12 protein-coding genes are annotated in these 12,898 nt (G+C 64.9%); 5 read left to right on the forward strand and 7 right to left on the reverse strand.

Annotated features, from left to right (window positions below; translation table 11 throughout):
* Nucleotides 1-94: 94 nt before the first annotated feature.
* Nucleotides 95-535: a transposase gene (locus tag J0909_RS16500; RefSeq protein WP_502757451.1), complete on the forward strand. Its 441-nt coding sequence runs from the start codon at nt 95-97 to the stop codon at nt 533-535.
* Here J0909_RS16500 and J0909_RS16505 read toward each other — a convergent pair.
* The 3 genes from J0909_RS16505 to corA all read right to left on the reverse strand — a co-directional run bounded on the left by J0909_RS16505 (nt 436) and on the right by corA (nt 2,502).
* Nucleotides 436-1,038, reverse strand: a complete 603-nt coding sequence (locus tag J0909_RS16505; RefSeq protein ID WP_207264585.1) for a YceI family protein — start codon at nt 1,036-1,038, stop codon at nt 436-438. The genes J0909_RS16500 and J0909_RS16505 overlap by 100 nt on opposite strands.
* 89 nt (nt 1,039-1,127) lie before the next feature.
* Complete coding sequence (locus J0909_RS16510; RefSeq protein ID WP_207264586.1) at nt 1,128-1,418, reverse strand: LapA family protein; 291 nt, start codon at nt 1,416-1,418, stop codon at nt 1,128-1,130.
* A 19-nt stretch (nt 1,419-1,437) separates the two neighbouring features.
* Entirely contained in the window at nt 1,438-2,502 is a 1,065-nt protein-coding gene (gene corA / locus J0909_RS16515; protein WP_207264587.1) for a magnesium/cobalt transporter CorA, read from the reverse strand.
* A 138-nt stretch (nt 2,503-2,640) separates the two neighbouring features.
* On the opposite strand from corA, the gene J0909_RS16520 reads away from it, so the two are divergent.
* The gene (locus tag J0909_RS16520) at nt 2,641-3,711 is read left to right on the forward strand and encodes a mechanosensitive ion channel family protein (protein WP_207264588.1); all 1,071 of its coding nucleotides are present in this window, start codon (nt 2,641-2,643) and stop codon (nt 3,709-3,711) included.
* 119 nt (nt 3,712-3,830) lie between these two features.
* Nucleotides 3,831-4,007 carry a PLDc N-terminal domain-containing protein gene (locus tag J0909_RS16525; protein ID WP_286182103.1) on the forward strand — a complete coding sequence of 59 codons (177 nt, stop codon included), beginning with the start codon at nt 3,831-3,833 and terminating at the stop codon, nt 4,005-4,007.
* 21 nt (nt 4,008-4,028) lie between these two features.
* Here J0909_RS16525 and J0909_RS16530 read toward each other — a convergent pair whose 3' ends face one another.
* The 4 genes from J0909_RS16530 to J0909_RS16545 all read right to left on the reverse strand — a co-directional run bounded on the left by J0909_RS16530 (nt 4,029) and on the right by J0909_RS16545 (nt 8,393).
* Entirely contained in the window at nt 4,029-5,054 is a 1,026-nt protein-coding gene (locus J0909_RS16530) for a succinylglutamate desuccinylase/aspartoacylase family protein (protein ID WP_207264589.1), read from the reverse strand.
* A 30-nt stretch (nt 5,055-5,084) separates the two neighbouring features.
* On the reverse strand, nt 5,085-5,990 hold the full coding sequence (gene rimK / locus J0909_RS16535; protein ID WP_207264590.1) for a 30S ribosomal protein S6--L-glutamate ligase: 906 nt from the start codon (nt 5,988-5,990) through the stop codon (nt 5,085-5,087).
* Nucleotides 5,987-6,478, reverse strand: a complete 492-nt coding sequence (locus J0909_RS16540; RefSeq protein WP_286182104.1) for an ATP-dependent zinc protease family protein — start codon at nt 6,476-6,478, stop codon at nt 5,987-5,989. Before J0909_RS16540 ends, rimK begins: the two co-directional genes overlap by 4 nt.
* Nucleotides 6,479-6,557: 79 nt before the next feature.
* On the reverse strand, nt 6,558-8,393 hold the full coding sequence (locus J0909_RS16545) for an SLC13 family permease (RefSeq protein ID WP_207264591.1): 1,836 nt from the start codon (nt 8,391-8,393) through the stop codon (nt 6,558-6,560).
* A 195-nt stretch (nt 8,394-8,588) separates the two neighbouring features.
* Here J0909_RS16545 and J0909_RS16550 point away from each other — a divergent pair, with 195 nt between their 5' ends.
* Both J0909_RS16550 and torT read left to right on the forward strand, forming a co-directional pair.
* Complete coding sequence (locus J0909_RS16550; RefSeq protein WP_207264592.1) at nt 8,589-11,732, forward strand: PAS domain S-box protein; 3,144 nt, start codon at nt 8,589-8,591, stop codon at nt 11,730-11,732.
* Nucleotides 11,711-12,898 (forward strand): TMAO reductase system periplasmic protein TorT, encoded by a 1,188-nt coding sequence (gene torT, locus J0909_RS16555; protein ID WP_286182105.1) that lies wholly within the window; start codon nt 11,711-11,713, stop codon nt 12,896-12,898. The genes J0909_RS16550 and torT overlap by 22 nt, the downstream gene beginning before the upstream one ends.

Consider the following 12,898-nt stretch of genomic DNA (forward strand, 5'->3'; position numbering starts at 1 on the left):
TGAGTTACATTACCTTAAATCGGCTCAGCAAGAAGTGGACGCGTTGCTGCGCCTGCACGCCAGGGAACAAGACGAGGCGCGACGCATCGCCGCCATGAGGTCCGTTCCCGGCGTCGGCGAGGTGGTGGCGACGGCCTTTGCGGCCGAGATCTATCGGCCCGAACGGTTTACCCGCAGCGAGGAGGTGACGGCGTACCTCGGGCTGGCTCCGGTAGTTCGGCAAAGCGGCGGCGGAAAGGGAAAATCGTTCATCCGACCGGTGGGACAACGCCGATTGCGAAGCCTGCTCGTGGAAGCGGCCTGGGGCTGGAAGCAACGGGATGCGTGGGCGCGGGAATTTTACAACCGGATTTTGAGCCGACACGGCGTGCCGCAAAAGGCGATTACCGCGTTGGCTCGAAAGCTGGCCGCAGTGCTGTGNTCCATTGGCTCGGTTTACTTGGGTTGGATGGCTTCGAGGTCCACGGCGATGTGTACGGTGTTGCCGACCATGAAGCCGCCGCCGTCCAGAGGGGCGTTCCAGTCCACGCCGTAGTCGCGGCGGTCGATGGAGAACAGGGCGGTGGCGCCCCGGCGGGTATTGCCCCAGGGGTCCACGCGCGGGTCGTCGAGGCCGGCGACGTTCAGCTGGATCTCGTGGGAGGTGCCCTTGATGGTCAGCACGCCCGCCACGGAGATGCCTTTTTCGGACGGAAAGACCCGGGTGCTCTTGAAGGTCATGGTCGGGTGTATTTCGGCCGCGAAGAAATCGCCGCTCTTGAGGTGGGCGTCCCGGGCCTCGACGCCCGTGTCGATTTTATTGACGTCGATGGTGATGTTCAGGGCGGTGGGCTTGCCGTGGTCGAAGTCGATGGTCCCGGTGACGGCCGGGAACATGCCGCGCACCTGGGCGATCATCATATGCCGGATGGAGAAGTGGGCGGCGGAGTGGTCCGGGTCCACCTTCCAGGTTTGGGCGTTGGCTGTGGCGGCCAGGGCCAGGACCGGCAGCAGGACGAGCGACAGAAGCAGGGCGCGGAGTCGTTTGGTTTGTTTCATGGTTGGAGTCCTTGTGGTTTCGTGCTGGTTGTTTTCTCCGATGATACCCGCTTTTCGCCCGACCGCAAGGGGGGCGCGGCGGACAGCTCTCACGAGAACGAGGGCGGCCCGGGCTGCTTCGATTTGCTTCGGGTGCAGAACCGGTAGGTCAGGAACGCGCCGATCAGCGCGCCGACGGCCAGGGTGCCGAGCAGGAGCAGGATGCGCGAGGTGGCGAAGGTGAACCAGAGGAATGAGACCTGGGTCTGCTCGGTGTTCTGGAGCAGGAAAACGATCCACAGGAGCACCAGGGCGACGATGGTGCCGAGGCGGATTTTTCGCCAGGTGGTCATTCCGGTCTTGGGTTGGTTTCGGTCCGGGGCGGACGGGGTTTTTTCCATGGGAGCCTCCTTTTCGGGACTATATCCATTTGCGTTTCTTGAAATAGAAGAGCATGGCCGCGACCACCGCGCCCATGATGCCGAGGAGGACGAAATAGCCGTGGCGGAGTTTCAGTTCGGGCATGAATTCGAAGTTCATGCCGTAGACGCCCGCCAGAAAGGAAAGGGGGATGAAAATGGTGGCGAAGATGGTCAGAAACTTCATCACGTCGTTGAGGCGGTTGGCCATGGCCATGTTGTAGCTGTTCAAGTGGTCGTTGAGCATCTCGCGGTAGGTCTCCACGGCCTCGGTGGTCTGCTCGGCCATGTCCGTCAGGTCGCGCAGGTACGGGGTGATTTCCTCGGCCACGAGCTCGCTTTCGGTCCTGGCCAGCTTGAGGGCGATCTCCCGTGCCGGACGCACGGCCCGGCGCACGAAGGCCATCTCCCGACGGTAGAGGTTGATCTCTTCGAGCAGTTCCGGGGAGGGATCGTCCAAGACCTCCTCGTCGAACGCCTCGATGCGTTCCCCCATGATCTCGATGACCTTGAGATAGTTTTCGAAGACGCAGTCGAGCAGGGCGTAGAGCAGATAATCCGGGCCGCGCCGCCGCAGTCTGCCGGACTGGTGGCGGATGCGGTCGCGCACGGGTTCGAACACATCGCCGGGCTGTTCCTGGAAGGTGATCAGGCAGCGGCCGGTGAGCACGCAGGAGAGCTGTTCCGAGATGATCCGGTCGTGGGTCGGGTTGATGGAGAGCATCTTCAGGGTGATGAAGAGCATGTCCGGGTATTCGTCCATCTTGGGCCGATGGCCGGTGTTGACGATGTCTTCGAGGATGAGCGGGGAGATGGAAAAGGCTTGGCCCACGCGCTCCATGACCTCGGGAACATGCAGGCCGTCCAGGTTGAGCCAGGAGGTGGTCTTGCTGCCCAGGCAGGGGGAGAGCGCGGCCGCTTCGGGCACGACCTCGTCGCGCAGGGTCTCCTCATCGTAGTCGATGATCCGCAGGCTCGGTTCGTCGGTTTTTTGTTGGCCGATGAAAATGAGTGATCCTGGCGGCTTGCCAGCCGTCATGTCGTTTTTTTTCAGGAATCTGGCCATGGGCTCCTCCGGGGTTTCATCCGTGCGCACACGGGGAGCGATGCATGCCGCCATTGATGGAAACAACAAATATGATATAACGGATCGGCAGCGGACGAAACCGTTTTTGCACGGGAAAAGCCGGGAAGGGGGCATGTCATGGATTTCATGGATACGGCGGGGTGGGTCGTTCGAATCATTCTGGCCCTGGTGGTCGGAGTGGCGGCGTTTACGCTGATCCGGCTGTTTCGCGGCGGCCGGGCTCGTCGCTGGCGTGACCTGCGCGAGTTGTTGTCCCGGTCGATGAAGCGGCGGGTGGTTTTATTCCTGGCCGTCTTCGCCGCAGTCCTGGGCGCGTCCATCCTGGTGGTTCCGTCGCGTCTGCCCCCGGGCTGGGCGAGTCCGGCGGTGACGGCCATGAACACGGCCTGGGTTCTGCTGGCGGCCTGGGCCGCGACCCTGGCGCTGACGGCCATGACCGGCGTGGTCCGCTGGAAGTACGACATGGCCGTGGAGGACAACCTGGGCGCGCGCGAGGTCCAGACCAAGGTGCGCATCCTGCATCGGCTCGTCGTCGTCATGGTCTGGTTCGCGGCGGCCGCCGCCATCCTCATGCAGTTCGAGCGCTTCCGTCTGCTGGGCGGGACCATGCTGGCCTCGGCCGGGGTTCTCAGTATCGTGCTCGGCATTTCGGCCCAGAAGACCTTCGGGGCGATCATCGCGGGCATCCAGATCGCCCTGGCCCATCCCATCAACCTGGACGACGTGGTCGTCGTGGAAGGAGAGTGGGGGCGCATTGAGGAAATCACCTTTACCTATGTGGTGGTCCGGCTGTGGGACATGCGCCGTCTGGTGGTCCCGATCACCTATTTCACCGAGACCGTGTTCCAGAATTGGACCAAGAAGTCCGCCGAGATCATCGGCTCGGTCTTCCTGCACGTGGACTACGCCACGCCGCTTGACCCCCTGCGCGCGGAGCTGACCCGGTTGTGCGAGTCCTCCGGCGGGCTGTGGAACGGCGGGACCTGTGTGCTTCAGGTGACCGACGCCGGGCCGGACACCATGACCCTGCGGGCCATCGTCGGTTCGCCGGACGCCTCCAGGGCGTGGGACCTGCGTTGCCTGGTGCGCGAGGGATTGATCACCTATCTGAACGCGCACCATCCCGAGTGTCTGCCCCGGCGGCGTGTGCTGTTGCAAAGCGGCGGGGGCCTGGACGGGGAGGCGTGACCCGGCGAATCAAATTGTGCGCCGCAGGGAAAACATGTTAGGTTGAACTATCGCCATTCCCGGGGAACGGCTCCGGGGCGGGCGGCCTGTCGGGACTTTGCAAATGGGAGAGTATTGTTATGATGGGATTTGGAGGATTGCTCGGATTGGTCGTCCTTGTGCTGGACGTGTATGCCCTGGTCAAGATTTTCCAGAGCGGCGCTGGCACCGGCTCCAAGGTCCTGTGGATCGTGTTGGTGCTGCTGTTCCCCTTGCTCGGGTTTCTCTTCTGGTTCCTGCTCGGCCCCAAGGGATGATCCCGGAGAGGCTCCTTTGGGTCAGCGCGCCATCCGGGCGTCCATGAGCATTTCCGAATATTCGTCCATGGAGGCCTGGGCCTGGCGTGGCGCGTCGAACCGGGCGATGTGCATGATCGCGTCGCCTTTGTAGACAGAAGCCAGGGACTGGTCGCCGATGATCACGCCGTCTTGCGGCGCGGTCAGGTCCGTGGATTTGCCGTCGAAGGGATCGTGGATGGAGCCCAGGACCTCGCCCTTGCGCACATGCCGCCCGAGTTTGACCGAGGCCCGGAACAACCCGCTGGCCGGGGCCCGGCACCAGGTCCGGTCCGTGGCGATCTGGAGCGGGGTTCGTTCGCGCTTGCGTTTGCCCGCCGGGAGCATGCCCAGGGCCTCGAGCACCGAGGTGATGCCGCGCAGCCCGGCGCGGATGGCGAATTCGTCGAAGCGCAGGGGCTCGCCCGCCTCATAGAGCAGGACGCGCACTCCGCTTTCCCTGGCCGCCGCGCGCAGGGAGCCTTCCATGCCCGACAGGTCGAGGGCCAGGGGCGCGCCGAAGGCTTCGGCCATGGCCAGGACCGCCGGGTCCTCCATGTCCCCCCGGACGTGCGGCAGGTTCCGGCGGTGGTTGGAACCGGTATGCAGGTCGATGCCGTAGCCGCATTTCCTGACCACGTTTTCGAAAAACACCGCTGCCAGCTCCGAGGCCAGGGAGCCGCCTTCCCTGCCGGGGAAGAACCGGTTCAGATCCCGGCGGTCCGGCAGGTAGCGGGTGTTGGCCATGAACCCGTAGATGTTCACGATGGGGATGGCGTACAGGGTCCCGGCAAGGCGGCCCAGCCGCTTCATGCGCAACAGCCGCCGGATGATCTCCACGCCGTTGAGTTCGTCGCCGTGGATGGCCGCGCAGACGAACAGCGACGGGCCTTCGCGGCGGCCGTGGAAGACATGCACCGGCATGACCGAGCCCTGGCGCAGGAAGGTGTCGGGCACGGGCAGAAGCGCCGTGGCGTTGGTTCCCGGGGCCACGGTTACGTCGCCGATGGTCACGGATGCTCTGGGCATGGTCCCCCCCCCGTTTTTCCGCGTGGGCGGTTAGCCCTTGCCGCGTGTCTTGGTCTTGCCGGGCTTGGCGTTCTTTTCGATGAACTCGATGATCTTGTCAGCGATGTTGATGCCCGTGGCCTTTTCGATGCCCTCCAGCCCCGGGGAGGAGTTGACCTCCATGACCACCGGCCCGTGGTTGGACCGCAGCAGGTCCACGCCGCAGACGTTCAGGCCCATGATCCGGGCCGCCCGCACGGCGGTGGAGCGCTCCTCCGGGGTGATCTTCACGGGCGCTGCCGAGCCTCCCCGGTGGATGTTCGAGCGGAATTCGCCCTTGCCCGCAGTGCGCCGCATGGCCGCGACCACTTTGCCGCCGACCACCAGGCAGCGAATATCCGACCCCTTGGATTCCTTGATGTATTCCTGAACCAGGATATTGGCGTTCAGACCCTGGAAGGCCTGGATGACGCTCTCGGCCGCATGCCTGGTCTCGGCCAGAACCACGCCGATGCCCTGGGTGCCCTCCAGGAGCTTGACCACCAGGGGCGCGCCGCCCACCAGGTCGATGAGGTCGTCGGTGAACTTGGTGGAGCTGGCGAAGCCGGTGACCGGCAGGCCGATGCCCTTGCGCGAGAGCAGTTGCAGGCTGCGCAGCTTGTCACGGGAGCGGGTGATGGCGATGGACTCGTTCAGGCTGTACACGCCCATCATCTCGAACTGGCGCACCACGGCGCAGCCGAAGAAGGTGATGGATGCGCCGATGCGCGGGATGACCGCGTCCACGGCCTCCACCCGTTCGCCCTTGTAGTGGATGGACGGGCTGTGGGAAGTGATGTTCATGTAACAGCGCAGGGGATTGATGATCTCCACGGTATGGCCGCGCGCCTTGCCGGCTTCGGCCAGGGCGGTGGTGGAGTAGAGGCTCGCCTTGCGCGACAGGATGGCTATTTTCATGCGGGCAGATGTCCTTTGTTCCGTTTTGCGTAAGCGTTCCTGCCGTGGGTGGCCCCGGCCTGCATGGACAGAGACGGGTCCACCAGCAGCCGCCCGGACATGGCGTTGCGTCCGAGGAGCATGCGGAATTTCATTTCGTCCCGGTTGGTCAGGGTCAGTTCGATGGGCCAGGTCCGTCCGGCCAGCAGCAGGGTGGTCGCTATGACATAGCGGTTCTGGCTTTGTCCACCAGAATTGGTGACTTTTCTGCGGTCCACCAGGGGGGCCGAGCAGGGGATGACCAGGTTGTCGTTTCCTTGCAGCGGGTGGACGTTGAAGGCCACGAAGCGCCTGCCGTCGCGCTCGAAGGGCTCGACGTCGAAGGCGTGCAGGGCCGAGGTCCGGGCTCCGGTGTCCACCTTGGCCTTGACGGCGGGCACGTCCAGGTCGGGCAGGCCGACCCACTCCCGCCAGCCGATGATCATTTTCGGTTCTTTCGGTTTTTTCATGGATGTTGGTCTCGGTTGTCGGCCCGGCCTGTGCGGCGGGCCGGTTGCGGCGCGGGGCGCTCCCGTATGCCAGGATGCGTTACATGTAGAAGAAAGGCAACAGGAACGACAGCGCCCCCCACATGATCAGGACCAGGGGCGCGCCCACCTTGAGAAAATCGGAGAAGGCGTATTCGCCCGCGTTCATGACCAGGAGGTTGGTCTTGTAGGCCATGGGCGTGGCGTAGCTCATGTTCGCTCCGAAGAGTACGGCCAGGACGAAGGGCTCGGGCGGCAATCCCATCTGCCGGGCGATGGACACGGCGATGGGCGTGCCGATGACCGCCGTGGCGTTGTTGGAGATGACGTTGGTCAGCCCGGCCATGAGCAGCATCAGGCCGCTCAGGACCATGGCCGGGGAGGCGTTCCCGGACAGGGCCACGAAGGTCGAGCCGAGGTATTGGGCTCCGCCGGTGCGGATCATGGCCGTGCCCAGGGCCAGGCTGGTGACCACGATGAGGATGACCTGGACGCTCAGGGCGCGAGTGGCGTCCCGCCAGGCCAGGCAGCCGGTCAGGATCATGAGCAGGGCTCCGGCCGTGGCGCTGATGGCGATGGGCAGCAGACCCAGGGCGGCGGCGAGGATTACGGCGAGCATGATGGCCAGGGCTAGGGGGGCCTTGCGCGAGTAGGGCAGGTCCATGGTCGAGTCCAGGACCAGGAAATCCGTGTTTTGTTTCAACTCCGCGATGCTCCGGCGCGGTCCCTGGACGAGCAGGATGTCCCCCACCCGCAAGCGGATGTCGCCCACGTGGTCGCGGATGCGTTCGTACCGCCTGCCCGAGCGGTGGATGGCCAGGGCGACGAGCCCGGTGCGTTCGAAGAAGTGGTAGTCGTTCAGGGTGATGCCGTGGAGCATTGATCCCTGGAATACGGCGATTTCGGCGATCTGCTGGTCCGTCTCGGCCAGGGGGTTGTCTTCGCTGACCGGCTTGTCCTCGGAGCCCGCCGGGTAGAGCGTGCCGCTCAGGAGCCGTTCGAATTCCTTGAGCCGCTCGGGCGTATCGCTGACCACCATGTGGTCGCCGGGCAGGAGGGTCACGTCCGGCAGGAGCATGAGTTCGTTGCCCTCGCCGCGTTCCAGGGCGTCTATCTGCATCTTGCCGCCGGTCAGGTCCAGGGCCGTGAGCAGGGGCTTGCCATCCAGGGGCCCGCCTTCGGCCACGGCCAGATGGGCGGTAAATATCCGGGGCGAGGCATCGGCGATGCGGATGGCGCGGTCGGGCAGCAGGCGCGGGGCGATGAGCCAGAGATAGGCCGTGCCGATCAGCCCGGCCAGGACCGCCGGGACCGCGAAGTCGAACATGGAGAAGGGGGCCAGGCCCATCTCGGCCGCCACGGCCACCACCAGGAGGTTGGTGGAGGTGCCGATGGTTGTGGCCGTCCCGCCGAGCAGGGTGGAGAAGCCCATGGGCATGAGCACCCGCGTCGCCGGGGTGTTGGTCTTGAGCGACACGCTGATGAGCACCGGGAGCAGGAGCACGACCACGGGCACATTGTTGATGAAGGCGCTGATCAGCCCGCCGAGCAGCAGGGTCAGGAGCAGGGAAAGGCTCGGGCTGATTCGCCAGAACCGCGCCAGGGAACGGCCTACGGGGTCCAGCGCGCCGGTGCGCAGGATGCCCTGGCCCGCGATCATCAGGGCGCAGACCGCCACCAGCGCCTCGTTGCCGAAGCCGAGGAAGAAGTCCACGGCTCGCAGGCGCACGCCGTCCGCCTCGAAGGGAAACAGCTCGAAGCCCACGGCCAGGCAGACCAGGACCACCAGGCTGGAGGTCTCCAGGGGAAGCTTGTCGCGGCTGAACAGGATCAGGGCCAGGCCGGTCAACAGCAGCACGGCGAGGGCGTGGGTGTTGGGTGGAAGGGGAATGGGCATGCGGCTTCCTCGCGTTGGGGGTCCTTGGGCGGCCGGTTTCCCAGGCCGGACACCAGCATAGCACGATTCGGGGCGGCAGGTCATGTCCCGCGCCGGGCCCGATTCTAATCGTATTTCACCCCTTCCATTTTCGTGGTACCACGAAATTTGTGGAGTCTTTGCACTCAACCGGCGGCCCACGGCTCGCCCGGAGGAATGGTGGAATTCACTAATCTTGACCAGTGCATGCGGCGTGTCTCCGAGCTTGAGGACGAGCTGGCGAGTGTGGAGCGGCGGTGGCGCGGCGCTCTTGAACACCTGCCCCGGATGGGCGTCGGCCTGGATCCGGAGGGACGGGTGGTTTCCGCCAACCGGTGTTTCCTCGAAGCAACCGGGTGGACCTTTGATGAGATACGCGGACAGGACTGGTTTGACCTGTTCCTGCCCGAGGACGCGCGCCGGGACGCCCGGGAAGTCTTTCTGGATATATTGGCCCGCCGGGAGATCGGGCCGCACTCCTGCCACACCGATGAAATCTTCACCCGCGACGGCCGGTTGCGGACTGTTTCCTGGTTCAGCATTCCGTCGTCCGTTCCGGGCGGCGGCGTGACCAGCCTGGGAGACGACCTGACGGTCCATGAGCCTTCCCGGCAGATCGGAATGCTGGACGAGGAGCGCCTCAACCTCGCTCTGGACGCTGCCAGGGGATTGGTCTGGGACCTGGATTGCGAAACCCGGCAGATTTTCGTCAGTCCGCAACTGACCTCCTTGTTGGGCTATGGGCTGGACGCCGCGCCGGATTCCGTCGAGGGCTGGCTGGAGTTGGTGCACCCCGATGACCAATCCGGAATCGAAGCGGCCCTGTGGGAAGCGGCGAAGCGCCGGGATGCTTTTGAGGGCGAAATGCGCATCCGGACCAGCGACGGGAGCTGGAAGTGGATTCTGATCCGGGGCAAGATGGTCGCGTCCGCCGGCGGCGAAGGCTCGGCCCGTATGGTCGGAACCCTTCAGGACATCCACGCCCGCAAGACCGCCGAGGAGGAATTGCGCCGGGCCAAGATGGCCGCCGATCTGGCCAACAGCGCACTGAAGCTCAATATGGCCCATTTGCGCACCCTCATGGAAACCATGCCGGAGCTGGTCTGGGTCAAGGACGAGAATGGCGTATTCCTTTTCTGCAACCATCGCTTCGAGCGTCTTTACGGGGCCAGGGAAGCGGACATCGTCGGGCGCACGGACTACGATTTCGTGGACGCCGACCAGGCGGACGCCTTTCGGGCCCACGATCTGCGGGCCATGACCTCGGGCAAGCCGTGCATCAACGAGGAGCTGGTCACCTACAGCGACGACGGCCACGAGGAGTACCTGGAGACCATCAAAACGCCGCTGTACGACGATGACGGCGAGCTTCTCGGTGTGCTCGGCGTGGCCCGCGACATCACCGAACGCAAGCGCATCGCCGACGATCTCAAGGAGAGCGAGCTGCGCTTCAAGGTCTTGCATAACGCCTCCTTCGGGGGCATCGCCATCCACGACGGGGGCATCCTGCTCGACTGCAACCAGGGCCTCTCGGACATTACCGGCTATTCCCAAGAGGAACTCGTCGGCATGGACGGTCTTGATCTCGTGGCCGAACCCATGCGCGCCGAGGTCCGGGAGAAAATTCGTGCGCAGTACAACCGCCCCTACGAAACCGTGGGGCTGCGCAAGGACGGCTCCGAATATCCCCTCCGCGTCGCGGCCAAGAGCATTCCCCACAAAGGCTGTTCGGTTCGGGTGGTGGAGTTCAGGGACATCACCGAGCGCAAGCGGGCCGAAAACGAGCTCAAGGACAGTGAACGCCGCCACCGGGTCATTTTCGAGAATTCGCCGCTGGGCATGATCCGTTTCGGCCGGGACGGGCGCATTCTGGATTGCAACGACCGCTCCGTGGAGATGATTGGCACCTGCCGGGAACAGCTCATCGGTTTCTCCATGCTGTACGAAAGCAACAGGGACATGTGCCGGGCATTGACCAGGGCCATATCGGGCCATCCGTCCTCTTACGAGGATTATTACAGGTCCGAGGTTGGCCAACGGGAGGCCTTCCTGCATGTCCAGTTCAACCCGGTCAACCCGGGCCAGTCGCCCACCGAGGTCATCGCCACCCTGGAGGACTTCAGCGAGCGCAAGCTGGACCAGGACGCCCTGCGCCGGGCCAAGGAGCAGGCCGAGGCCTTCAGCCGCTCCAAGACGGAGTTTTTGACCAACATGAGCCACGAGATCCGGACCCCGCTCAACGGGATCATGGGCATGCTCCAGCTCATGCAGTCCACGGGGCTGACCCCGGAACAGGGCGAGTACTCCGGGGCCGCCCTTCAATCTGCGCGGCGTCTGATGAATCTGTTGACCGATATCCTGGACCTGTCCCGGGTGGAGGCGGGCAAGCTGGTGGTGCGCAACGCCCCCTTCGACCTGGTGGAAACGTGCGAGCAGGTCTGTGACCTGTTCAAGCTGACCTCGTCCCAGTCCGGGGTCGCGCTGGGCTGCGAACAGGGCGAGAACGTCCCGCGCCGTGTGGTCGGGGACGCCGTTCGGTTGCAACAGGTTCTGACCAACCTCCTCGGCAACGCCTTCAAGTTCACCGCCGAGGGCCGCGTCGTCCTGGCCGCGCACCGGCTGCAGGACTCGCCGTCGGACGATTACCGCATTCTCTTTTCCGTGGCCGACACCGGAGAGGGCATCCCGGACGGGAAGGTCGGCACCCTGTTCGACGCCTTCACCCAGGTCAGCGAGGGGTACACGAAGCGGCACCAGGGGGCCGGGCTGGGATTGTCCATCTGCCGGAACCTGATCGACCTCATGGGCGGGACCCTGGCCATCGAGAGCAAGGAGGGACGGGGAACCACCCTGTATGTCTCCCTGCCCTTCGGGAAGGGAGACGAGACCGCGCCCGCCGTCGTCCCTCCTCAGTCGCGCACCGGGATAGTCCTGGAACCGCTGTCCATCCTCCTGGCCGAGGACGAGCGGGTCAACAGCCTGGTCATGCGGCGCGTCCTGGAAAAGGGCGGGCACAGGGTCGTCGTCGTGGAGAACGGGGCTCAGGTCTTGGAAACCTTGAGGAGCGCGTCCTTCGATGTGATCCTCATGGACATCCAGATGCCGGTCTTGGACGGGGTTGAGACCGCCCGGGCCATCCGGGCCGGGAAAGCCGGAGCGGACCGGGCCGATATCCCCCTCGTGGCCGTGACCGCCTACGCCATGGTCGGGGACCGCGAGAAATTCATCGAGGCGGGCATGGACGGATACGTGGTTAAGCCCGTTGAAGTGGAGAAGCTGGAGCAAGCCCTGGCGGAGGCATGCCCGTGGAGCGTCCGGTGATCAGGCGGCGGCCTCGGGCCCTTGTCGTCTTGTTCCGGGCGGGCATCCTGGCGTTGTTCACACTTTGGGCGGCCGTCCCGTCCCCGGCGGCGGACGATGCGGCCCCCTGGTGGCCCATCCCGGTCAAGAGCTATTACGGCATCTACGATCCGGGGAGCAAGCGGCCCGGCCAGGCCTCGGTCAGCCTCAACCGACCCAAGCTCGAAGAGTGGGCTCCGCCGAGGCGCCCTTCGGGGCGCTATACCGTGGGCGTGTGCGTGCCGCATTTCAAGGATCCCTACTGGGACGTCGTGAACTACGGGATCATGGACGAAGCCCGGCGGCTCGGCGTCGGCGTGCGCATGACCATGGCCGGGGGGTACGACCTGGGGGACGTTCAGGTGGAGCACCTGCGCGGACATCTCAAGGACGGGGTGGACGGCGTGATCCTGGCGGCCGTGGACTACGAAGGCGGCGCTTCGGTCATCGCCGAACTGCGCGAGGCGGGCATCCCGGTGGTCGAGGTGGTCAACGATATCCTGGCCCCGGCCGTGTCCGCCAAGGTCCTGGTTTCCTTCCATGAAGTCGGCTACCTCGTGGGCGAATACGTGGCCGGACACGCCGAAAAGGCCGGGCTGAGTACGGTGCGCATCGCTTTTTTCCCCGGCCCGCGCAATGCGGGTTGGGCCCCGGAAACGCTGGACGGATTCATGGAAGCCATGGACCGTTACCCGGGGCGGGTGGACATGGTGGACGTGGCCTGGGGGGACACCGGGAGCGCGGAACAAGCCGGGCTGTTGCGCCGGACTCTGGGCGAACATCCGGACGTGGATTACGTGGTCGGCAACGCCGTGGCCGTCGAGGCCGCGCCGGAGATCCTCCAGGAGCTGGGCCTGGCCGGCAGGGTTTCGGTGGTCGCGTCCTATCTCACGCCGCCCCTGTATGACCGCATCCGGGGCGGCGAGGTCCTGGCGGCGGCCGCCGACTTGAATCTCTACCAGGGACGCATGGCCATGGACATGATGGTCCGTATTTTCAACGGCGAGATTCCGGGCCGGGACTTCCCGTTCCGTTCCGGGCCGTTCATCCATATGGTCACCGCCGGAAACCTCAGGAACTATCCCGTCGAGCGACTGCTCGGACCGCACGGCTACCAGTCGGTTCTTTCCTTGGATCTGGAGGAATAA

The sequence above is a fragment of the Desulfovibrio sp. Huiquan2017 genome, assembly GCF_017351175.1.
In the GTDB taxonomy this organism is placed as follows: domain Bacteria; phylum Desulfobacterota; class Desulfovibrionia; order Desulfovibrionales; family Desulfovibrionaceae; genus Pseudodesulfovibrio.